The 24036-nt window shown below is 34.5% G+C and carries 20 protein-coding genes; 15 read left to right on the plus strand and 5 right to left on the minus strand.

Annotated elements, in window-relative coordinates; all coding sequences use genetic code 11:
* Positions 1-30 precede the first annotated feature (30 nt).
* Positions 31-1449 (minus strand): MBL fold metallo-hydrolase, encoded by a 1419-nt coding sequence (locus tag ACWA1F_RS18940; protein WP_456895929.1) that lies wholly within the window; start codon positions 1447-1449, stop codon positions 31-33.
* A gap of 226 nt (positions 1450-1675) precedes the next feature.
* Here ACWA1F_RS18940 and ACWA1F_RS18945 point away from each other — a divergent pair, with 226 nt between their 5' ends.
* The 6 genes from ACWA1F_RS18945 to ACWA1F_RS18970 all read left to right on the plus strand — a co-directional run bounded on the left by ACWA1F_RS18945 (position 1676) and on the right by ACWA1F_RS18970 (position 7392).
* Entirely contained in the window at positions 1676-2266 is a 591-nt protein-coding gene (locus tag ACWA1F_RS18945; protein ID WP_306156015.1) for an HD domain-containing protein, read from the plus strand.
* Positions 2267-2485: 219 nt separating this feature from the next.
* Entirely contained in the window at positions 2486-3832 is a 1347-nt protein-coding gene (locus ACWA1F_RS18950) for a cytochrome ubiquinol oxidase subunit I (RefSeq protein ID WP_456895931.1), read from the plus strand.
* Between the two features lie 2 nt (positions 3833-3834).
* Entirely contained in the window at positions 3835-4911 is a 1077-nt protein-coding gene (gene cydB, locus ACWA1F_RS18955) for a cytochrome d ubiquinol oxidase subunit II (RefSeq protein ID WP_456895933.1), read from the plus strand.
* A 303-nt stretch (positions 4912-5214) separates the two neighbouring features.
* Complete coding sequence (locus tag ACWA1F_RS18960) at positions 5215-6000, plus strand: DUF1444 family protein (RefSeq protein ID WP_456895935.1); 786 nt, start codon at positions 5215-5217, stop codon at positions 5998-6000.
* Between the two features lie 368 nt (positions 6001-6368).
* The gene (locus tag ACWA1F_RS18965; RefSeq protein WP_456895937.1) at positions 6369-6773 is read left to right on the plus strand and encodes a hypothetical protein; all 405 of its coding nucleotides are present in this window, start codon (positions 6369-6371) and stop codon (positions 6771-6773) included.
* A gap of 232 nt (positions 6774-7005) precedes the next feature.
* Positions 7006-7392, plus strand: a complete 387-nt coding sequence (locus ACWA1F_RS18970) for a helix-turn-helix transcriptional regulator (RefSeq protein ID WP_456895939.1) — start codon at positions 7006-7008, stop codon at positions 7390-7392.
* A gap of 114 nt (positions 7393-7506) precedes the next feature.
* On the opposite strand, the gene ACWA1F_RS18975 is transcribed toward ACWA1F_RS18970, so the two are convergent.
* Positions 7507-8292, minus strand: coding sequence for a sulfite exporter TauE/SafE family protein (locus tag ACWA1F_RS18975; RefSeq protein ID WP_456895941.1), 786 nt, complete (start codon positions 8290-8292; stop codon positions 7507-7509).
* 499 nt (positions 8293-8791) lie between these two features.
* Entirely contained in the window at positions 8792-9418 is a 627-nt protein-coding gene (locus ACWA1F_RS18980) for a Crp/Fnr family transcriptional regulator (protein WP_456895943.1), read from the minus strand.
* 362 nt (positions 9419-9780) lie between these two features.
* Between ACWA1F_RS18980 and ACWA1F_RS18985 the strand changes: the two genes are divergently transcribed.
* The 4 genes from ACWA1F_RS18985 to ACWA1F_RS19000 all read left to right on the plus strand — a co-directional run bounded on the left by ACWA1F_RS18985 (position 9781) and on the right by ACWA1F_RS19000 (position 14611).
* Positions 9781-10092 carry a rhodanese-like domain-containing protein gene (locus ACWA1F_RS18985; protein ID WP_306156007.1) on the plus strand — a complete coding sequence of 104 codons (312 nt, stop codon included), beginning with the start codon at positions 9781-9783 and terminating at the stop codon, positions 10090-10092.
* 74 nt (positions 10093-10166) lie between these two features.
* The gene (locus tag ACWA1F_RS18990; RefSeq protein ID WP_456895945.1) at positions 10167-11747 is read left to right on the plus strand and encodes an NADP-dependent glyceraldehyde-3-phosphate dehydrogenase; all 1581 of its coding nucleotides are present in this window, start codon (positions 10167-10169) and stop codon (positions 11745-11747) included.
* Positions 11748-11955: 208 nt separating this feature from the next.
* Positions 11956-13833, plus strand: a complete 1878-nt coding sequence (locus ACWA1F_RS18995; RefSeq protein ID WP_456895947.1) for a M1 family metallopeptidase — start codon at positions 11956-11958, stop codon at positions 13831-13833.
* 163 nt (positions 13834-13996) lie between these two features.
* Complete coding sequence (locus tag ACWA1F_RS19000) at positions 13997-14611, plus strand: hypothetical protein (RefSeq protein WP_456895949.1); 615 nt, start codon at positions 13997-13999, stop codon at positions 14609-14611.
* Positions 14612-14663: 52 nt separating this feature from the next.
* Here the strand turns inward: ACWA1F_RS19000 and ACWA1F_RS19005 are convergent, their stop codons facing one another.
* A complete protein-coding gene (locus tag ACWA1F_RS19005; RefSeq protein WP_456895951.1) occupies positions 14664-15227 on the minus strand; it encodes an outer membrane beta-barrel protein in 564 nt (187 codons plus the stop codon).
* A 176-nt stretch (positions 15228-15403) separates the two neighbouring features.
* Here ACWA1F_RS19005 and ACWA1F_RS19010 point away from each other — a divergent pair, with 176 nt between their 5' ends.
* The 5 genes from ACWA1F_RS19010 to ACWA1F_RS19030 all read left to right on the plus strand — a co-directional run bounded on the left by ACWA1F_RS19010 (position 15404) and on the right by ACWA1F_RS19030 (position 22339).
* On the plus strand, positions 15404-15808 hold the full coding sequence (locus ACWA1F_RS19010; RefSeq protein ID WP_456895953.1) for a GNAT family N-acetyltransferase: 405 nt from the start codon (positions 15404-15406) through the stop codon (positions 15806-15808).
* A 180-nt stretch (positions 15809-15988) separates the two neighbouring features.
* Positions 15989-16369 (plus strand): hypothetical protein, encoded by a 381-nt coding sequence (locus tag ACWA1F_RS19015; RefSeq protein ID WP_456895955.1) that lies wholly within the window; start codon positions 15989-15991, stop codon positions 16367-16369.
* Positions 16370-16548: 179 nt separating this feature from the next.
* Positions 16549-17631, plus strand: a complete 1083-nt coding sequence (locus tag ACWA1F_RS19020) for an efflux RND transporter periplasmic adaptor subunit (protein ID WP_456895957.1) — start codon at positions 16549-16551, stop codon at positions 17629-17631.
* A 108-nt stretch (positions 17632-17739) separates the two neighbouring features.
* Positions 17740-20907, plus strand: coding sequence for an efflux RND transporter permease subunit (locus tag ACWA1F_RS19025; RefSeq protein ID WP_306155999.1), 3168 nt, complete (start codon positions 17740-17742; stop codon positions 20905-20907).
* Complete coding sequence (locus ACWA1F_RS19030; protein WP_306155998.1) at positions 20900-22339, plus strand: TolC family protein; 1440 nt, start codon at positions 20900-20902, stop codon at positions 22337-22339. Before ACWA1F_RS19025 ends, ACWA1F_RS19030 begins: the two co-directional genes overlap by 8 nt.
* A 77-nt stretch (positions 22340-22416) precedes the next feature.
* Here ACWA1F_RS19030 and ACWA1F_RS19035 read toward each other — a convergent pair whose 3' ends face one another.
* On the minus strand, positions 22417-23925 hold the full coding sequence (locus tag ACWA1F_RS19035; RefSeq protein WP_456895960.1) for a tetratricopeptide repeat-containing sensor histidine kinase: 1509 nt from the start codon (positions 23923-23925) through the stop codon (positions 22417-22419).
* Positions 23926-24036: the final 111 nt, after the last annotated feature.

Here is a 24036-nt window from a genome sequence, read left to right on the forward strand (position 1 = left end):
ACTTACATGACTTATATGGTAAAAATATATTTATGCTTTCAAAACTTTGCTCTGACAAACGAAATCTGATTTTGGAACATTTGTTTTTGAGATTGCTCCGAAACCGCCTTCTACTTCAGAGAAGTTTCTGAAACCTCTTGCTTGTAAAATAGAGGCGGCAATCATGCTTCTATATCCGCCCGCGCAATGCAGATAAAAATGCTCATTTGGATTAATATCTTTTACCCAGTCATTTATATAGGCTAAAGGTTTGCTATAAGCTTCGTCTATATGTTCTGCTTCGTATTCGGTTTCTTTACGAATATCAACCACTTTATCTTCGCCGAATTTAAATTCATTAGCAAATTGGTCAGCAGTAATTCTGTTTACAGTATCAATTTCGAAACCTGCCTTTTGCCACGCTTCAAAACCGCCTTCTAGATGACCTATAATAGTATCAAAACCAACACGGCTTAAACGCGTTACCGTTTCTTCTTCCATTCCAGCAGCCGTAACCAAAACAATTGGCTGTTTTACATCTGCGATTAAAGTTCCAACCCACGGCGCAAAATCACCGTTGATTCCGATATTAATTGACTGTGGAATAAATCCTTTGCTGAAATCGGCAGCGCTTCTAGTATCGAGAATCAAAGCTCCAGTTTCTTCTGCAACCGCTTCAAATTCTTTTACGTTTATAGCTTTCATTCCGTTGTTTAAAACAGTTTCGAAACTTTCGTACCCCCCTTTATTCATCGCCACATTCATACTGAAATAGGCTGGAGGAGGCAATAAACCGTCAGTAACTTCTTTGATGAATTCTTCTTCGGTCATATTAGCGCGCAAAGCATAGTTTGTCGCTTTTTGATTTCCGATAGTTGAAACCGTTTCTTTACTCATGTTTTTTCCGCAAGCGCTTCCCGCACCATGTGCCGGATACACAATTACATCATCAGCCAAAGTCATGATTTTATTTCTCAGCGAATGATATAAAATTCCCGCCAATTGATCTTGCGTCATTCCCGCTGCTTTCTGAGCTAAGTCTGGACGACCAACATCACCAATAAATAAAGTATCTCCAGAGAAAATCGCGTGATCTTTTCCGTTTTCATCAATCAGTAAAAAAGTTGTACTTTCCATAGTATGGCCAGGAGTGTGCAAAACTTTGATCGTTACTTTTCCAAGTTTAAATTCCTGTTCGTCTTTTGCAGAAACGCAGTCAAATTCGCAGGCAGCATTTGGACCGTAAACAATTGGCGCACCCGTTTCTTTGCTTAAATCAACGTGGCCAGAAACGAAATCGGCGTGAAAATGTGTTTCGAAAATATATTTCAGCTTAACTCCATCGCGTTCCAAACGATCTAAGTAAGGCTGCGTTTCTCTAAGCGGATCAATAATGGCCGCTTCGCCATTTGAAGTGATATAATATGCACCTTGTGCTAAGCATCCGGTGTAAATTTGTTCTATTTTCATGATAGATATTGTAAAATGATGGGATACAAAGGTAACTTTGTTTTTTAATAAATTGGGTGACTAATGTTACAGAAATTAGGTTTTTGTGTAAAAAAATATGTCTTTACCATATAAGTGATATAAGTTCATTTTTTGATTATATAAATAAGCATATATCTTAATTTGCTTATATCACTTATATGGTGAAAAAACTACGTAATTTTGCTTTTTTGCTAAAATATTTAAAATGAACACACAGGACTTATTAGATCAAATTGCTTTTATAAAAGAAATTGATAAAGTAAAATACATTCAACGCAAAACTAAATTATTCAATAGCGACCGTTGCGAAAACGACGCCGAACACAGTTGGCATTTAGCCTTAATGGCAATTGTTCTGGCCGAGCATTCTAACGAACCCATTGATGTTCTGAAAGTCGTAAAAATGGTTTTAATTCATGATATTGTAGAAATCGACGCCGGAGATGTTTTTATTTACGATACCGTAAAAAATCATTCGAACACTGATGAAGAGCGTTTGGCAGCAAATAGAATTTTTGGTTTACTGCCAGAAAAGCAAAAAGAAGAGTTTATATCAATCTGGGAAGAATTTGAAGCTGGAGAAACCAACGAAGCCAAATTCGCCAAATCAATGGACAGATTAGAACCTCTTCTGCAAAACACTTCGAATAACGGCGGAACATGGAAAGAATTTGGAGTGAAATACGATAAAGTTTACGAAAAGAAAAGCGTGATAAAAGAAGGCTCAAAATCAATATGGAATTACGCTGAAGGCTTAATTAACGACAGCGTTGAAAAAGGGATTTTAGAGAAATAATTTTTTTAAACCATATAAGTGGTATAAGTTTTTTTGTTTTCCTGCAAAGTTTCCAAAACCTTGCAGGAGCAAATCTGATATGAGCTTTTTGCGTCTACTAATTTTTATATTTACTTATATCACTTATATGGTTTAAAAAATTAAAATAAACTGTTTTTTTAGGGCGTTAATTCGGGTTGTAATGGTTAAATTTGTGGAACTTCATAAACAAATTACCTTATGGAAGAAATGCTCTTTTATGACCGAATGCAGTTCGCGTTCACCATTACTTTTCATTATCTCTTTCCGCAACTTACAATGGGTCTTTCGTTGATCATTGTCTACTTCAAGTGGAAATTTCTCAAAACTAAAGACGAACAATACAATCATGCCACCCATTTCTGGATGAAAATATTCGCCCTCAATTTTGCGATGGGCGTAGTAACCGGAATCCCAATGGAGTTTCAGTTTGGAACCAACTGGGCAAAGTTCTCCGAATTGACGGGTGGAATCATAGGTCAGACTCTGGCGATGGAAGGAATGTTTTCGTTTTTCTTAGAATCTTCATTTTTAGGTATATTTTTATTTGGAGAAAAACTCCTTGGGCATAAATGGCATTTTGTAACGGGATTACTAATCATGATTGGTTCTTGGGCCAGCGGATTTTTAATTATCGCTACACATTCGTGGATGCAGAATCCTGTAGGTTATGAAATTCTCGAAAACGGAAAATTTGTTTTGAATAATTTTCAGGCTTTGTTTTTAAATCCTTGGCTTTGGCCTTCTTATCTGCATAATCAAGCAGCTTCTCTGGTAACGAGTTCTTTTGTTGTTGCGGGCATTGGCGCTTTCTATATTTTAAGTAATAAAAATGTTTCGTTTGGGAAATTGTTCCTTAAAACAGGTGTTATCTTCGGATTGATTTCGAGTATAATTGTCGCAGTTCCAACAGGAGATTTATTGGCTAAAAATGTGGTGAAATACCAACCTGTAACTTTTGCCGGAATGGAAGGAATTTTTCATACCGAGAAAAAAGGTTCAGAAATTGTTTTAATCGGGCAGCCCGATGTAAAAGACAAAAAACTGGATAATAAAATTGCGGTTCCAAATATTTTAAGTTTCCTGACTTACGGAAATTGGGATCAGGAAATAAAAGGTTTAGACCAGTTTGAAGAAGATCTGCATCCGACTAATATTTCTGGATTGTATTACGCCTATCATATTATGGTAGGACTTGGAACTGTTTTTATTGGTTTGATGGTGCTTTCGCTTTTCCAATTAATTCGAGGAAAATTATTCCAAACCAAATGGATTTTATGGTCGCTGATGTTCATGATGCCGTTTCCGTACATCGCCAACACAACGGGTTGGTATACGGCAGAATTAGGACGACAGCCGTGGCTGGTTTACAATTTATTGCGAACAGCAGCGGGAGCTTCGCCAACAGTTTCTTCAGGAAATACCTTATTTACATTACTTGGTTTTATTGGTTTATACCTTTTACTCGGAATGTTGTTTTTGCTTTTGATTGGAAAAATTATCAATAAAGGGCCGCATCATGTGGAACTTTCAACAGAAAAAATATAAGTATGGAATTTTTTTGGTACGTAGTTTTAATGGGAATTCTGGCTGTTTATCTGGTTTTAGATGGCTATGATTTTGGCGCAGGAATTATTCATTTATTTTTTGCCGATACAGAAAGAGATAAAAAAGTAATTACCAATTCGATTGGTCCATTTTGGGATGCCAATGAAGTCTGGCTGATTGCAGCTGGAGGCGTTTTGTTTTTTGCTTTTCCTACTTTATACGCTTCTTCTTTCAGCGGATTTTATCTGCCTTTGATTATGATTTTATGGCTTTTGATTTTCCGTGCCATCGGATTAGAAATGCGCGGACAGATTCATAATCATATGTGGGAAGCCATTTGGGATAAAGCTTTCGGAATTGCAAGTCTGCTTTTAGCCCTTTTCTTCGGAATCGCTTTAGGAAATATTGTTCGCGGTGTCAATCTCGGAATGGTGCAAAATGGCGTTTCTACGCAAGAAGCGCATTATTTCTTTTTGCCTTTATGGAATCCGACTTTTAGTCCGCAGGCCAATGAATTGGGAATTATCGATTGGTTTACGCTTTTCTTAGGGATTGTGAGCGTTGTAGCTTTGACGATTCACGGCGCCAATTGGATTATTTATAAAACGAATTCTTCTTTAAATGAAAAACTTAAAAAAGTAGTTTTTGGTTTGAATATTGTACTCTTGGTTTTGGTTTGTATTTCATTGCAAATCTGGCATTTTATTGAGCCGAAACCCTTTCACAATTTTGTAGAAAATCCGATTTTGTGGTTTTTTCCAATAATGACTTTTGTTGGAATAATAGGTTTGTTCAAAGTGCGTTCCTTCAAAAAAGATGGACACGGATTTGTCTTTTCAACCTTGTTTCTCCTTGGCGGATTCGCTTCGACAGCGGTTTCTATTTTTCCGAATGTTTTGCCATCGACCAATAAAGTAAATCCGTCGTTGACGATTTATAATACTGCCGCTCACGAATATGGATTAAATGCTGGTTTGAGCTGGTTTTTTGTGGCTTTGGCTTTGGTGATTGTTTATTTTATTATTCAATATCGTGTTTTCAGTGGGAAAATGGATGATATCGGGTATGGAGAACATTGATTTTTTTGATAGCCACAAATTACACGAATTTTCACGAATTAAATTTTAATATTAATTGCCTCCAGTTTTAACTGGAGGTTTTTTGTTTGAATTAGAATTGGGCTTTAGCCAAAATTGTAAAGTTTGGCTAAAGCCTTTTTTATATACATTTGTTTACCTCCAGCTAAAGCTGGAGGCAATTTAATAAATTATATGTTTCCATCTTTTAAAATTTAAACGTTGACAAAAGATTGAAATATACTTTGGATGGAATTTAATCTAAATTATAATTAAGCAAATTATTAACTGAAACAAAATATAGTAATGTTTTTTAAAAAGAAACCACTCTCTGAAACTGAATTCTCGAAAAAATTTGCAAAAGGATTATTAAAGAGAGTCAACGGCTTGCAAATCATTTCCATAAATGGTTTGGAAATTATAGCTAAATTTAATGGGATTTCAGATTTCAAACATTTCTTGGATAATTGCTATGCTGAATATAAAATTGATCCTAAAGATATAAAAGATATACTAAATAGATATTTAAATGCTGCCAGTGCTATTTATCTACCTAAAGAGGTTTTAAAAAGTGAAAGAATTTTGCCAGTAATTAAAGATAAAAGATTTGTTGCCAGCTTAAGGGAAATGAATGTGGATTTTGAGGAAAGCCATGTTTTTGAATCTTATAATGAAGAACTTTTTATATTCTATGTAGAAGACGGCGAACATACTATTAATTATATTTCGCAAAGCAATTTAAAAGAAATTAATCTCTCAATAGATAATCTAAAATCTATAGCCCTTGAGAATTTGAAAAATTGCATAAAAATAGAACGCCATGGAGAAAATGGATTCTACATGGTCACTGCTGGAGGTAATTACGAATCCAGTTTAATTTTATTAAATATTTGGGATAATGAAAATTTCCCTATTAATGGAAATTTCTTGATAGGAATTCCCACAAGAGATATTTTATATGTAACGGGGAGTAAAGATTCTGAAAATTTACATAAACTATATGATTACATTGAAAAAATGAATGAAAAGGGAAGTCATTTAGTTTCAGATAAAATATTTGAATTAAAGGGCGGGATCTTTGAAGTTTTATAAATCGTAAAAGACGAAAAACTGCTATTTTATCGATATGCGTTAGGGATAGTAGCGGTATCTCCCGATTTAGAAAAACAAGGCTTTTTAGCCGTAGTTTTTGTTAATCGGGAATTTAGCGGATAGCCCGTTCGCTGTGGCGAAAACGCCCAAAACATTCTTCTGAATTAATTTATTTTCTAATAAATAAACATAAGATAACTTTTACGAAAGATTTAATTACAACTTATAGTTATATTCTATAATGCTGATTGTAAGAAAAAAATGCAGTTAATGCTTAATATTGCGTATCTAAGAATTTTTCCCCCTAAGAATTTTTAGAAATTGATTTTTACCAAAAGATTAAATCTATTTTTTACCTACAAATTATTATGCCTTTAACAATTTTTTCCGACAAGGTTAGATTTCGTTACAAATCTAAGAATTGGCAGTATCAGTTTGATGAAATTAAAGAACTTGGACTGCTTAAAAAAAAGAGAAAATATTTTCTTGAAAATGGCGCTTTTATAGCCGTAACAATTGCCACGTACTACTGTATGATATTTTCCGACTTAATGGACTTATATTATATTATTCCTGCGCTTTTATGCTACACTCTTATTATCATTGCCCGATTTGGCAATAAGGCGGAGTTTGTATATTTTATTTTTGTTAAAGATATTTACCAAAATGAAATAAGAACTAAAATTGCGCCAAAAGACCGTGCATTGGTTGGTAAACAGATCGATTATTATTTAGATCTTCAGTTTGAACGCAGTATAAAGAAAACTGCTTAAGAAAAATCAGAAATGTTTGCATTTTATATTTCCCATTATGATATTTTGTTCATAATGGCAGCTTTGATATATGGTTACTTTATTATCAGAAAGAAAAAATTAACAAAACGCTAAGTCATAATATTCTCATTATGAAGTAGCTTTATGAATACCCAAAAATAAGTATAGTTATGCCGTTATAATGTAACGGCTGGCTGTTTTGACTATACATGACCCCAAATCAGAAAAGAATATGGCCACAACAATAAAAAACAAAATCAAAAATATTAGAGAGTTAAAAAATTATACTCAAGAGTATATGGCAGAAAGATTAGGTGTGACTCAAGCAGGTTACAGTAAAATTGAGAAAGGAAAAACTTCTTTGAGTTATGAAAAATTGGTCGAAATAGGACGGATTTTAGATGTCAGTGTAGAGGATATAATTAGTTTTGATTACGATAAATACTTTAATAACTACAACAAAATTACAGGAAACAATAACGGAAGTATTTTAATTAATGCCGATAATACTTCGATTTTAAAAGAACTTTACGAAGATAAAATCCAGCTCTTAGAAAAACTGCTAAATAGAACCGAAATTGAGCTTGAACGTTATAAAGATAAATTTGGAGAACTTTAGAATTTTTTAGTTTCATCTTTGTCAAAGTTCAATACTTTGACAAAGATTACTCTACAAGTGAAAACTAAATTCAAAAATTCAAATTAAAAAGTACACTGACGCACTTTTAAGTTTTTAAAATAAAATTTCTTTGGCTATGATATAAAATCCCATTACGAGGACAAACCATCCGAATAGGGGTTTTAATTTTGCGCCGTCAATTTTTTTAGAAAGCTGGCTTCCAACAATCATTCCGATTAAGGCCATTGCTGAGACGCTTAACAAAAAAGTATAGTTTATGGGTGTTCCGATATACAAATCGCCTGCAAAACCTATTGACGAATTTATAGTAATGATTAATAAGGAAGTTCCAACGGCTTGTTTCATTGGTAATTTTGCAAAGAAAAGCAGAGCAGGAATAATTAAAAATCCGCCGCCCGCGCCTAGAAAACCCGTTACGATTCCGACCAAAAAACCGATAAAGCTAAGTTGTGAATAATTGGTTTCGGCTGATTTTATTTCGGGCTGATTTTTTTTAATCATAGAAATTGCTGCCGTAATCATCAGGATAGAAAAGATAATCATAATCAGAAAATCTTTTGAAACCGTATAAGACGCAACAGAAAATAAAGTCGCAGCAATTTGCGGAAATATAACTTCGCGAATTATTAAAATTGAAATAACCGAAGGCAAAGCAAAATATAAAGCTGATTTAAGTTTCAGATTCCCCATTTTATAATGGCTGAAACTTCCAAACATTGCCGTTAATCCGACAATAAATAAAGAATAAGAAGTAGCCTGATCGGGATTTACTTTAAATAAATAAACTAAAATTGGAATTGTCAGAATAGAACCGCCACCGCCAATTAAGCCAAGTGTTATTCCGATTATGATTGAGGCAAAATACCCTAAATATTCCATTGCATTTGTTTTGATGCAAAGTTGCTTCGGAAATTAGAAACCTACAGTAACATTTATCACAGAAGAGTTTTTTCCGCCACGAATTCACGAATTATTTTTTGAAGCCGAATTGCTTGTCGGTTCCCGGCTCCGCTCGAACTAACAGAAGTTTTTTGGCCACGAATTTCTCGAATTTCACTAATTTTTGAGCGAAGTTGAAATGCTTTGTCGGTTCTCGACTCCGCTCGAATTGACAGAAGTAAAGTTTTTAGCCAAAGATTAAAGGGATTGTTAGGATTTTTTTTCTACTTCTAAATAAGAATCAGTTTAATCTTTTTAATCTGTGGCAGAAAAAATATTAGTGTTATTAAAAAAGGTGTTTTTTGCCACGAATTCACAAATTATCTTTTTTGATAATAATTAGAAAAAATTAGTGAAATTAAAGACAATAAAAGTAACAGTGAAATTCGTGAATTACTTCGTCAGTTCGCTCCCGCTCGAGTCGTGGCGAAAAAAAACTTTATTTCAATAGTTCAATTTGGTTTCGGTTAAGTTTAACCAAACCGCGCTGTTCCATTTTTTTGAGTAAACGAGAAACGACTTCTCTTGAAGTGTTTAACTCCGTAGCAATTTCCTGATGCGATAGATTAACTTCAGAACAGCCGCAAGCATCAGAATGTCTTTTTAAGTAGAATTCCAATCTTTCATCCATAGAACGGAAAGCGATGTTGTCAACCACTTCGAGAACTTCTTCAAAACGGCTTCGATAGGTTTCAATTACAAATTCGTACCAAGAACGATGTTCCATCATCCATTTGTCCATTAGCTGCAACGGAATCATCATGACAGTTACTTCTTCTACCACTTTTGCCATAATCTGGCTTTTTTCGCTTTTAGCAGTACAAATCATCGAAATGGCGCAGGCTTGTCCGGGTTGTAGATAATACATTAAAAACTCTCCGCCGTCTTCGCCTTCGCGATAGATTTTGATTTTTCCTTTAATAATCAAAACAGTATTTTTAATATACTGTCCTGTACGCATTAAAACTGTTCCGGCTTCAAAATTCTGAAGACTTCCATTTTCTTCAATTGTAGCAATAAGTTCGTTGGAGAAATTAGGAAATATGGTTTTTAAAGAATGCTGCATGTCTTGTGTGTTTTTGCCATGAATTTCACAAATGTGCACTAATTTAATTCGTGAGAATTTGCGCAATTCGTGGCAACTAATTTTATTAAAATCTAATTAAAAATTATAATTGTTTGCAAAGATAGCAGATTCAGATGGTTTAAATTGTCATAAAATTGTTTTTAGGATGCATTTTGGTCAATTAAAAAAATCCTATTTTCTATCGATTTTGTAGGCTGAATTTTTAAAAATAGTAACTAAATTTGTAAATCACTGATTATAATAGTTTCTCTAAAACGTTTTCTGAGAATAATAATCGAAATCGCATTTGGTACGTTTTTTATATATAGAAACGTCGTAATTTTACAAAAACACATTTTACTATGAATTTATCACAAGAAGATTGGGTTGCTCAGTTAGAAGCTGACGAAAATGCAGTTATACTTGATGTAAGAACTGAAGACGAATTTAATGACGGCTACATTGAGAACGCGCTTAATATTGATATCAATAAAGGGCAGGCATTTATCTATGAAATCGAAGAATTAGATAAAAATAAAAACTATTACGTATACTGCCGTTCTGGAGCTAGAAGTGCAAAAGCATGCCAGATCATGAACGAGTTGGGTATACAAAATGCCTACAATCTGCTTGGAGGAATCCTAGATTGGGAAGGAGAAACAGTACAACCATAAAAGAAGAAGAGGCATAAAAAGGCCTCTTTTTTCTTTTGAAAATAGAATTACCAGACCATTAAACAAACCAAATTATGAGTTTTATACCAGAAGAATATCAGATCAAAGGGCTGATAAACCAAGATACGTATCTTGTGAATGGAGAATTGAAACAATGGACAGGGCAAACCACACCTGTGTTTTCAACTATTTCTTCAACAGAAAAATATACGCCGACTTTATTAGGATCTATTCCGTTTATGGCAGAAAAAGAAGCTGCCGAAGTTGTAGAAGCTGCAACGGCTGCCTACGATATGGGACAAGGATTATGGCCAACCATGAAAGTAGCCGATCGTATTAAGGCTATGGAGAATTTTGTTCGCCAGATGAAAGAAACCCGCGAAGAAGTAGTAAAATACTTGATGTGGGAAATCGGAAAATCATTGGGAGATTCGCAAAAAGAATTTGACAGAACAGTAGAATATATTTACGATACTATTGCAAGTTACAAAGAATTAAACGGACGCAGTTCGCACTTTGAAAAAGTACAAGGTGTAAACGCGATGATTCGCCGTGGACCTCTTGGTGTTGTTTTGTGTCTTGGACCTTACAACTATCCGTTAAACGAAACTTTCTCCTTGCTGATTCCAGCTTTGATTATGGGGAATACTGTAATCTTCAAACCTGCTAAACATGGCGTTTTATGTATTTCACCATTGTTAGAAGCTTTCAGAAGCAGTTTTCCAAAAGGTGTAATCAATATTGTTTACGGAAGAGGACGCGAAGTAGCTTCTCCGATTATGAAATCTGGAAAAATTGATGTTTTAGCATTAATAGGAAACAGTAAATCGGCGATTGCTTTGCAAGATCAGCACCCGAACAAAAACAGATTGCGTTTGATTTTAGGATTAGAAGCCAAAAATCCAGCGATTATTCTTCCAGACGCCGATTTAGATTTGGCTATTCAAGAATGTATTACAGGAAGTTTGTCTTTCAACGGGCAGCGTTGTACGGCTCTAAAAGTATTGTATGTGCACGAATCTGTAAGGGAAGAATTCAACAGACGTTTTGCTGAAAAAGTAGACAGTTTGGTTTTTGGAAATCCGTGGGAAAAAGGAGTTTCTTTAACACCGCTTCCAGAAACAGATAAACCAAAATATATTCAAGGTTTAATTGATGATGCAACTTCTAAAGGAGCGAAAATCATCAATGAAAAAGGAGGAAAACATACCGAAAATTATATTTTCCCAGCAGTTTTATATCCGGTAAACAAAGAAATGCGTGTGTATCACGAAGAGCAGTTTGGACCAGTGGTTCCTGTGCTTTCTTTCAGCGATATCAAAGAACCGCTTCATGATATGGCAGAATCTAATTACGGACAGCAAGTAAGTTTGTTCGGAAAAGACATTAAAACATTGGCACCGCTTATTGACTCGCTTGTAAATTTAGTTTGCAGAGTAAACCTCAACAGTTCTTGCCAGAGAGGGCCAGATGCGTTCCCATTTACAGGAAGAAAAGATTCTGCTGTAGGAACCTTGAGTATTCCAGATGCTTTGCGTTCCTTCTCAATTCGTACGTTTGTAGCTTCAAAAGATATCGATTATAATAATCAGATTCTGCAGGAATTGCTTAACAGCAAAGAATCGAATTTTATTAATACCGATTATATTTTGTAGTCATCAAGGTTATATATTAATTGTAGATGCCGTCTGTTGCTTTTGGTGACAGGCGGTTTTTCTTTTTTTTAGCTTCTAAGTTTTTAGTCTTAATACATTCATAATTCGCAATTGAGCATTCACAATTAATAATTAACTTTGTAACATTCTAAAAAAAATCTCCACTAATAGTTATCTAAAAAATAATTTAAAGACCTAAGAATCATTTATGAAAAAGAAATTTTTGCAATTTGCATTAATAGCATTTGTTCTTTTCGCTCAAAATAGTTTTGCCCAAGAACTTTATATGCCAAGAAATATAAAAAAAGCCTTTGAAAAAGGAACTCGTTCTAAAGACGGAAAACCTGGCGCAAACTACTGGCAAAACCGAGGAAAATATAATATGGAAATCGCTGTTGACCCCAAAACCAGAATGGTTACAGGAACAGAAACCATTCTTTACGAAAACAATAGTAAAGACACCCTGAAAAACTTAGTTATCCGTTTTGTAAATAATCTTCATAAACCATCTTCTCCAAGAGGCAGTGAAGTGAGCAACGATTTTTTAAGCGACGGATTAACGATCACTTCATTAAAAATAGAAAATGAAGTCTATAAAGAAGACGCTAAAAATTGGGGTACTGTTGGAAATGTGAAATTGCAAAAACCGATTTTTCCGCATTCAAAAACCATTATCAATATCCAGTGGAATTATCCTTTGTCTAAAGAAAGCGGTAGAGAAGGGCAGATTGATGAGACAACTTTCTTTGTAGCGTACAGCTATCCTCGCGTGTCGGTTTACGACGATTACAATGGCTGGGATAAATTACCGCATACAGATCGTCAAGAATTTTACAATGATTTTAATGATTATACTTTTTCTGTAAAAGCACCCAAAAATTATGTGGTATATGCAACAGGAGATTTATTAAATCCTGATGAGGTTTTACAGCCTGAATTTGCTTCACGCTTAAAGAAATCTTATACAACAGATGAAATCTTGCATATGGCTAACGAACAAGAAATGAAAAGCGGTATCGTAACCAAACAATACGATTGGAATGTCTGGAAATTTGAAGCAAAAAACATTACAGATGTTACTTTTGGTTTAAGCGATCATTATTTGTGGGATGCCAGCAGTGTTGTGGTCGACAAAAAAACAAATCGTCGGGCAAGTGTTCAGGCAGCTTACAATGTTAAAGGAACAGATTTTGTAAATTCAGTAAAAAACAATCAATATGCTTTAGATTGGTTTTCTAACAATTGGCCTGGAGTTCCGTATCCGTTTTCTAAAATGACGGCTTTTCAAGGTTTTGCAGACATGGAATACCCAATGATGTGTAACGATTCGCAAATGGATGATCCAATTTTTGCTCAATTAGTTCAGGATCATGAAGTAGCTCATACTTATTTTCCTTTTTATATGGGAATTAATGAAACACGTTATGCTTTTATGGACGAAGGCTGGGCGACAACTTTCGAATATTTAATCGGAATTGCGGAACACGGTAAAGAAGCAGCAGATAAGTTTTATCAAAATTTTAGAGTAAAAGGCTATATCAATGATCGTTCTACAGAGGAAGACCAGCCTATAATAACAATGTCTACTCAAGTTTCGGGTGCAGGTTATGGCAATAATTCTTATGGAAAAGCGTCTCTGTCTTATTTGGCTCTAAAAGATATGCTTGGAGACGATGTATTCAAAAAGGCACTGCACGATTACATGGATATCTGGAACGGAAAACATCCAATTCCTTGGGATTATTTTAATGCATTCAATACCTCAACAGGAAAGAATTTAAATTGGTTTTTTAATAATTGGTTCTTTACCAACCATTATTTAGACATTGCTGTAAAAGATTATTCTGCTGATAAAAAAGTTATAACAGTAGAAAACATTGGAGGTTTTGCAATTCCGTTTGATGTTGTGATTACTTACGCTGATAAATCGACAGCAACAGTTCATCAAACTCCAGCAATTTGGGAGAAAAATCAAAAAACAGCTAAAATAATTTTGAAAAGCGCAAAAAAAATAGAAAAAATTGAACTTGATGGCGGAATTTTTATGGATGCTACGCCAGAAAATAATATTTTACATGTTAAATAATTGAATTAATTCTAATAAAACTTTAATAACGCCACTTTGTTTTGATGAAGTGGCGTTTTTTTGTTTATAATAGTTAAAAATATTCAAGAATACGGAAAACCGTAAAGATTATTATGCAAAATAATTTATGTTTGCAAAAAACAAAAAAAACCTACAAGATTTAATGAAAAAGACATTTGTTGTGATTGTTCTGCTAACTACTTTTCAGTTTTTTGGCCAGAACGATCAAAAAACCGCGTTTCAAAAAAACAAGTATGAATTGGCTGTTTCTTACTACAAAAAAGCCGATTTTGTAAAAGCTATCGATTTATTTTCTTTGGCTGCGAAGATTAAACCAGAGAATGAAATAGGGCAAGAAGCTGTCAAAAAAGTAGACACTTTACGCGAGCTTTTAAGAAAAGAAATTATGAGCCAAGCAATTGGAACTTGGAAAAAAACAGGGAACCAGCCTGTATGGTCTTCGGCTCAATCAAACAGTAATGATCAGTCTACTTTTGATGAAGTGGTCGAAATTAAAGAAAATGAAATATTGTTTTACGAAGTTGACAAAAAAACGAAAGTAAAGAAACTTCTAAAAACAGAAAATTTAGTTTATAATGATGCTAAATGTATGGTATCTCCATTTTCAGAAATTATTCTTTCAGACGGAACAATTTGGAACTGCGATATTGATGAAAAATCCAATGTGCTTCATGTTATTAATGTAGCCATTAAAACAGAAGAAGGAATAGAGAGAATCAAAACTAATAACGAAGAAAGTTATTACGTTAAGATTTAAATAAGACACAAAAAGGGAATCAATCGATTCCCTTTTTTTTATGGTTTTTATTCTATAGGAATTTAAATCCTACTGATAAGTTGGTGACTCCAGTTTTAATTTCACCGTCAGAAGCATCTATATCTGTCAATCCAGCAAGATATCTTACATCAAAAGTAAATCTCCAAACATCGACTCCAACTCCTCCAAGCACGCTGTGATTATTTTTTTCGAATGCTATAGTATTTAAATTGTTGCTGGAGCTTATATCGGAGTAATTCTTCCAGTTGTAGCCTACAAAAAGTCTCACATTTCCGAGTTTTCCCAGCGGAATAAGTTTGTATCCTGCAATTAATGTGGCATCTGTCCCAGCCAATTTAAATTCAGTTTCTCCAATACCATCTTGATAAACGCTAAAACTGTTTTTGGCATATCCAAATTCACCCTGAGCATAAAAAAGCAACAGATTTACTCGTGCAAAACCGGCAAAGCCAATTCCTGTATTAGTATGGTCGGAGCTGAAATTTTTTGCATCGACAGAAGTAATATTCGTCGAAATCTGAGGTCCAATTTGTATTAATTGTGCAAATCCATTGGCGCAAATACATAAAAATGCTGCTAAAAATAATTTTCTCATAACGGAATTTTATTTGATTTTGGTGACATAAAAATAATCATAATAGATTAAAATTGAATGATTTGTCTGATTTATTTTTTTGTAAAGTTTTGGAAATTAATTGTATCGAGATTTCTCTTTTACTTTTCTCCATCCAATCAAAAAGAATTATTTTTGACGATATAATTTATTTCAAAATGGAAATTAAAAGAATAAAAGCATCCGATACTTGGCAGATCAGACACGAAGTAATGTGGCCAGACCAGCCCTTCGAATTTGTACAGCTTGAAGAAGACGAATTAGGATATCATTTTGGAGTTTTTGAAGAAGATAAATTGGTTTCTATTGTTTCCTGTTTTATTGAAGGAAAAGAAATGCAGTTTAGAAAATTGGCAACGTTAGAAGAGTATCAGGGAAAAGGAATTGCTTCTTATCTTTTAAAGCATATTTTGGAATTTGCAAAAAATAAAAATATACAAAAAGTATGGTGTAATGCCAGAAGCAATAAAAAGTCTTTTTACGAAAAAATCGGACTTACAGATACTCACAAAACATTTATCAAAGCGGGTCAGGAATTTACAATCATGGAAATAGATCTGTAATTACAGTTTTTTCAACTGATTTAATTTTTTGAATTGCAGTTGTTTATGATCTTAAAAAACAAGTTTTGTTGTCTTATGTTCATCTGTTTAATTACTGAAAACGTTTTCGCTTTTGGCAATTGTTAAAGCTTGTTAAAAAATCTTTTTTTCTTTCGATTCTTTTATTACTTTCGCACCGAAATGAGAAAGTTAATTGTATTTCTAGTATTCATGAATATGCTTCTGTTTGGCGGAGGCCAATATTTGAATGCCAATACTTTTGGTCCTCATGCTCATCATCATCTTCAAAAACACAGAGTAAAATTTACCAATCAGGATCGTGGAACTTCAACAATTGAAGAAGCTACAGATATTGATCTAGAAGAAGACCTTTTAGGAGGAGATGATGTTAATACACTTACGAACAAGTTTTTTACGGCTTCGTATAGTTTGGTAGACGCTTTGTATCTGGCACTTTCAGATCAGTCTGCAGCGAATGATTCTAATCGTTTAAAAATTTCTACGCCTGTTTTCGGGCATTCAAATCCTATCTATATTACTCAACGAGTATTAAGAATTTGATTTTACAGTATACATCGGTTACCTGAGTTTTGATCTCTGCGTATCTTGCTGTTGTATATTTATTCTACTTCTGCTTATATGAAAGTAAAGGTCTGGACTAGGCTGACTGATGCATTTTAACATCCAAAAGGAATTTTCATTCCAAAAAGCATTCAATCGCTTAATTTCCAAACTAAATCATGAAAAAAATCATTGTGTTCACAGGCTTAATGGCCTTGGTGTGCTTAACGAGCTGTACATCAAAAAAAGAAGAAAAAGAAGAAGTTGAAAAATTTACCGTTACCAATCCGGTTGTAATTGATACTTCGTTTACAAAAGATTATGTATCTCAAATAAAATCAGTTCGAAATATTGAACTGCGCGCCCAAGAAAAAGGGTTTCTACAAAATATATACGTTGATGAAGGGCAGTTTGTAAAAGCAGGCCAGCTATTATTTAAAATTATGCCAAACATGTATCAGGCAGAATTATTAAAAGCGCAGGCAGAACAGAAATCAGCAGAAATCGAATTGCAAAATGCTAAATTGCTGGCAGACAAAAATATCGTTTCTAAAAACGAATTGAGCGTTGCTCAGGCAAAACTGCAATCAGCAAAAGCTGAAGTTTCATTAGCAAAACTTCATTTATCATTCACAGAAATCAGAGCTCCGTTTGACGGAACAATCGACCGTATTCCTTTAAAATTAGGAAGTTTAATTGATGAAGGCGAATTATTGACAAGCCTTTCAGACAACAGTCAGATGTTTGCTTATTTCAACGTTTCTGAGCCAGAATATCTTCAATATCAGACGAATGTGAAAGACCGCGCTGATAATAAAGTGTCGCTGGTTTTAGCTAATGGAGATACTTTTAAAGACAAAGGAAATGTCGAAGTTATCGAAAGTGAATTCAACAACGAAACTGGAAATATCGCTTTTAGAGCAAGATTCCCTAATTCTGGAAAATTGCTTAGAAACGGAGAAACAGGACAGGTTCAGATGAATGTTCCGCTTAAAAATGCTGTTGTAATTCCGCAAAAAGCAACTTACGAAATTCAAGACAAAAAGTATGTTTTTATAGTAGGCAAAGACGATAAAGTAACTTCAAGAGAAATTACCATTACGGGTGAAATTCCTGATTTATATGTAATCAAAAAAGGGCTTACACAAAACGACAGAATCTTGCTTGAAGGTGTTCAGAAAGTAAAAGAAAACGACAAAATTAAATTCGATTACGAATCTCCTAAAGAAGTAATTAATCACTTACGCTTAAAAGCAGAGTAATTCAGTGTTCAGTGCTCAATCCCGAAGCATCCGGATTGTATTCAGTGAATGCTGAAAGTGTACTGGCTGTATTGATTTGCATGGATTAATCATTAAAAAATATACAAAATGTTTAATAAATTTATACAAAGACCTGTTCTGTCGATAGTGATATCGCTGATTATTGTCTTTTTGGGGGTATTGTCGGTTTTAAATTTACCAATTACACAATTCCCTACCATTTCACCTCCAATGGTGAATGTTACCGCAGATTATCCGGGTTCAAACGGTGAGCTGATGGTTAAAGCGGTTGTTATTCCTTTGGAAAGAGCCTTAAATGGAGTTCCAGGAATGAAATATATGGCTTCTGATGCAGGAAACGACGGAGAAGCTACAATCAAAGTAGTTTTTAACTTAGGTACAGATCCGAATCAGGCGGCGATTAACGTTCAGAACCGTGTGGCTTCTGTTACGAATAAACTTCCTCCTTTGGTAATTCGTGAAGGTATAAAAATTACCCGCGAAGTGCCAAGTATGTTGATGTACGTCAACCTTTACAGTACAGATCCAAATACCGACATGAAGTTCTTGTACAACTATGCCGATATTAATGTACTTTCTGAATTGAAAAGGGTAAACGGTATTGGTTCTGGAGATATCTTAGGAACACGTGAATATGCAATGCGTATTTGGCTAAAACCAGATCGTATGCTTGCGTACAAAATTTCTGCAGATGAGGTAATGGAAGCATTGTCTAGTCAAAGTTTAGAAGCTTCTCCAGGTAAAACAGGAGAGAGTTCTGGTAAACGTTCTCAAGCGTTTGAATATGTATTGAAATATTCTGGACGTTTTACAACAAAAGAACAATACGGAAACATCGTAGTTAAGGCAAATCCGAACGGTGAGCTTTTACGTTTGAAAGATATTGCGAACATTGAATTTGGAAGTTCGATGTATGATATTTATTCTAATTTGAATGGAAAACCATCTGCAGCGATCGTATTAAAACAATCTTTTGGAAGTAACGCGAATCAGGTTATTGAAGAAGTAAAAGCGAAATTGGAAAAACTGAAACAAAGATTTCCAAAAGGAATGAATTATGAAATTTCATACGACGTTTCTAAATTCCTTGATGCTTCTATCGAAAAAGTAATTCATACTTTGGTTGAAGCTTTTATTCTGGTAGGTTTAGTAGTTTTCCTTTTCTTAGGAGACTGGCGTTCGACCGTTATTCCGGCAATTGCAGTACCTGTTTCTTTGGTCGGAACTTTTGTGTTTATGACATTCTTCGATATATCATTAAACTTAATTACACTATTTGCTTTAGTATTGGCCATTGGAGTCGTCGTCGATGATGCGATTGTGGTTATTGAGGCCGTCCATGCCAAGATGGAAGAAGAACATCTCTCGCCATTTAAAGCGACTAAAAAAGCCATGCACGAAATTGCAGGAGCAATTATTGCGATTACGTTCTTGATGGCGGCGGTATTTATTCCGGTAGCGTTTATGTCAGGACCAGTTGGGGTATTCTACAGACAGTTCTCGGTTACTATGGCAACGGCTATTATTCTTTCGGGTATCGTGGCTTTGACTTTAACACCGGCACTTTGTGCAATGATGCTGAAAAACAATCACGGTCAGCCTAAAAAGAAAACGCCTGCCAATAGATTTATTGATGCGTTTAACGAAAAATTCAATTTAGCTCAAGGAAAATATCAAAATCTGTTAGCTAAAATTATTGACAGAAGAGTAGTGACTATCGTAGCACTTCTTGGTTTCTGTGCTGGAACTTGGTTTATAAGCAGTACAGTTCCTTCAGGATTTATTCCGAATGAGGATCAAGGAATGTTTTATGCGGTTATTCAGACTCCTCCAGGTTCTTCATTAGAAAGAACAAATAATATTGCCGAAAGAGTTCAGAAAATTGCTGAAGATATTGACGGTGTAAAATCGGTTTCTTCGTTAGCAGGTTACGAAATTTTGTCTGAAGGTACAGGAGCAAACTCTGGAACTTGTTTGGTCAATCTTAAAGATTGGAGTGATAGAAAGGAATCTGTTCTAGAGATTATGCATGAAATGGAAGAAAAATGTAAAGATATTGCGGGGGCAAATATCGAATTCTTCCAACCGCCTGCTGTACCTGGATATGGTGCTGCCGGAGGATTTGAGCTTCGTTTATTAGATAAAACAGGTACCGTAGATTACAAAAGAACAGAGCAGGTAAACAATGAATTTGTTGCTGAATTGAACAAACAGCCAGAATTATCGAATGTATTTAGTTTCTATAGTTCTAGTTTTCCTCAATACATGATGAAAGTAGACAATGATTTGGCGCAGCAAAAAGGGGTTTCTATCGAAAATGCAATGAATAGTTTGTCAACTCTTGTGGGAAGTAACTACGAAATCAGTTTTATTAAATTCGGTATTAACTATAAAGTAATCGTTCAGGCTTCTCCAGAATATCGCGCGCAGCCAGATGATATTTTGAAACTGTATGTGAAAAACGATCGTGACGAAATGGTTCCGTATTCTGCTTTTATGAAATTAGAAAAAGTATACGGACTTTCAGAAATTACACGTCATAACATGTACACCTCAACACAGATCAGTGGTTCTGCTGCTCCGGGTTACAGTTCTGGAACAGCGATTAAAGTAATTCAGAAAGTAGCGGCTGAAAAATTGCCAAGAGGATATGATATTGACTGGGCAGGTATTTCAGCCGATGAGGTAGCGCAAGGAAATCAGGCAATTTGGGTATTCTTAATCTGTTTAGGATTCGTTTACTTAGTATTAGCCGCTCAGTACGAAAGTTTTATTCTTCCGTTATCTGTAATTCTTTCCTTACCAGCGGGTATTTTTGGAGCTTTCCTTTTATTAAAATTAACTGGATTAGAAAATAACATCTACGCTCAGGTTGCCATGGTAATGTTGATCGGATTATTGGGTAAAAATGCCGTATTAATTGTAGAGTTTGCGATTCAAAGGCATGCAGCAGGAAAATCAGTTTTAGATGCTGCTATGGAAGGAGCAAAAGCACGTTTCCGTCCAATCTTAATGACTTCGTTTGCTTTCATCGCAGGTTTATTGCCGCTTGCTTTTGCAACAGGTCCAGGTAAAATTGGTAACAGAACAATTGGTACTGCAGCAGCAGGAGGTATGCTTATCGGAACCATTTGCGGTGTATTTGTAATTCCTGGCTTGTATTTCATATTTGCCAAAATTGCAGAGAAACACAAATTGGTAAAACATGAAGAAGAAAATCCATTAACAGAAGAAATTGACAACAATCATGTATAAAATCAAATTATATCAATACAGTATTGCATTGGGTTTATGTCTTGCCGTGGCAGGATGTAAAACCCCTGCAGCTGAAACTGCCAGTACAAGCACTCCGGTTCCTGAAGCGTTTGGAGCTGTAAAATCGCAGGACACAACCAATATGTCTGCTCTAAAATGGAAAGAATTTTTTAAAGATCAAAATTTAGTAGAGCTGATTGACGTTGCCTTAAAAAACAATCAGGAATTGAATATGACTTTGCAGGAAATTGAAATTGCAAAGAATGATATTCGTGTTAGAAAAGGATTATTGCTTCCGACAGCTGGAATTCGCGCGGGCGCTGGAATAGAAAAAGTAGGTCGATATACAAGTCAGGGTGCAGGAGATGCTACAACTGAAATAAAACCAGGAGTAGAAACACCAGATCCGTTGCCAGATTTTACTATTGCCGCTTACGCGAATTGGGAAGTAGATATCTGGAAAAAACTTCGCAACTCTAAAAAAGCAGCCGTAAACAGATATTTAGCAACGGTAGAAGGCAAGAACTTTGTGGTAACCAATCTAATTGCTGAAATCGCCGATTCGTATTATGAATTATTAGCTTTAGACAGCCAATTGGATATTGTTAAACAGACTATTGCTTTGCAAAGTAACGCTTTAGAAATTGTAAAAATTCAGAAACAAGCGGCTAGAGCAACAGAATTGGGAGTTCAGAAATTTCAGGCTGAGGTTTTAACTTCAAAAAGTTTGGAGTTTGATATTTTGCAGAAAATCAAAGAAAACGAAAACAAAATCAACTTTTTGTTAGGACGTTATCCACAGGATATTAAAAGAGACAAAACCAATTTTACAGATTTGCTTCCGGCAGCTGTAAACTCGGGACTGCCTTCTCAATTATTAATGAATCGTCCAGATGTTAAACAAGCTGAATTAGAATTAGTAGCGGCAAAATTGGATGTAAAAGTGGCTCGTGCAGAATTTTATCCTTCTTTGGATATTTCGGCTGCAATTGGAGTTCAAGCTTTTAAACCATCTTATTTATTCACAATGCCAGAATCACTTTTGTATTCTTTAGCGGGAGATCTTGTTGCGCCTTTGATTAATAGAAATGCGATTAAAGCCGAATTTTCTAGTGCCAATGCAAGACAGCTTCAAGCCTTATACAATTACGATAAAACAATTCTGAATGCGTATTTGGAAGTTTCAACACAGCTTTCTAAAATCGAAAACCTTCAAAAAAGTTATGATTTAAAATCACAACAGGTTGATGCGTTGAATACCTCTATTAGTGTTTCAAACGATTTGTTTAAATCGGCAAGAGTAGATTATTTTGAAGTTTTGATGACGCAGAGAGACGCATTAGAAGCAAAACTAGAATTGGTAGATACTAAAAAAGAACAATTAAATGCTGCAGTCCATGTTTACAGAGACTTGGGCGGCGGATGGAAATAATTTTGCCAATTGATTTGTAGAGAAGAAGCCTTTTGGGAGTAAATTCCTGAAAGGCTTTTTTGTTTTCTAAAAATAGCTTAAAACGCAGCTGCTATTTTCTTAACTTTACTTTGAGTATGTTTGGGTATCTCCATTTTTGCACGGAATCCTTTGTCTGGTTCTGTGTCAAATTCAATATTTCCTTTTATGGCGTTGAGACGGCTTTCGATGTTTTGAAGGCCATTTTTTGCAATCTTAGTTTTTTCGCAGCCAATTCCGTTATCCATGTAATTTATAAATATAGATTTCGGATCGCTATCAAATTTTATGACAACCAGATTTGCCTGACTGTGTTTCTTCATGTTCACCATTAATTCCTGTAGAATACGGCTTATGGTAATCTTTTTCACCTCGTCAATAATTTCCCATTCAACATTTTCTATATTGGTAACCATGACATTTCTCTCTTTGCTTTGATAAGTCGAAAGCATTTCTTTTATACTTTGTGTAAAATCAAGCCCGGTATCGATACTGTTATTTTCTCTTGAGATTCCTCTCACGCGAGAATAGATGTCATCGAGTTTCTGAAGAAGATTTTCTTTGGTAGTTTCCGCTGATAGTGGCTGTGATTCTGTAAAAGCAATCACATTGAATACGTCGTTTGCCAATTCATCATGTATTTTTTTAGCAATTCGGGTTTCTGTATTGTATGAAGTTTTAAATTCTATAGCCTTGTTCTTATTTTTAAAATAACGCACCAAAATTGCTATTAAGACGAGCAAAAATGCAGATATAATACCAAATACAATTTTTAGGTATTTATCTCTTTGTAAAGCTAGTTGATTTTCTGCTTTTTCTAAACGAAGCTTTTCATTTTCGTCTTTTTCTTTTTGGGAATCGTATTTAATTTTAGCAAACTTATTTTTAAAGTTATTTCGAACTTTAATAATGCTGTCATTTAACGAAAAATAATGTTGCGTATATTGATTTGTTTTAGGAGAATGATCATTTGAAATTAAAATTTGAAGTGCCTCCAATCTTTCATCAACACTGTTTAGTTTCGTGGCTGTATTGTAAGCAGCCAGTGCATGTTCATCCGATTTTTGAGGGTCTCTTTTTGTGTAGTAATCGGCAAGGTGTAAATAACTTTCAATACTTCCGTAAGTATCTTCTGTTTCTTTCCTTATTTCGAGACTTTCATTCATTAATGATAATCCTTTTTCATTCATTCCTTTTTTAAAATAGGCATAACCTAAATTATCTAGAATTAAGGATCTTTGATATGAATGAGTTTTATCCTGTAATAATTTTTTACGTAGAAAAGATTCTAAAAGATTAATTGCCTTATCATACTTTTTTTGATATAAATATACGGCAGCAATATTGTTTAAAGGGCTTTGTTTTTCAATTGGATCAATATATCCATTTGCTGATTTTTTATAATAAACTATAGCATCATTGTAAAGAGCAAGCTCTTTGTCGGCAATCCCTAATATGTTGTTAATAGCAGCTACATAGATTCTGTCTTTTTCAACAAAAGGCAATGCTTCAGTTACCGTTTCCTTACTTCCATAATAATCGCCATTGACCTGTTGGACTGATGCCATTTGAATTAATGTATATCCTATATTGATGCTATCTTTTAAGTCTTCATAAAGTAGTTTCGCTTTATAAAATCCATAGAAGGCAGTATTGAAGTCTTGTTTTTCATAATTCTC

This window comes from Flavobacterium erigeronis, from assembly GCF_054075165.1.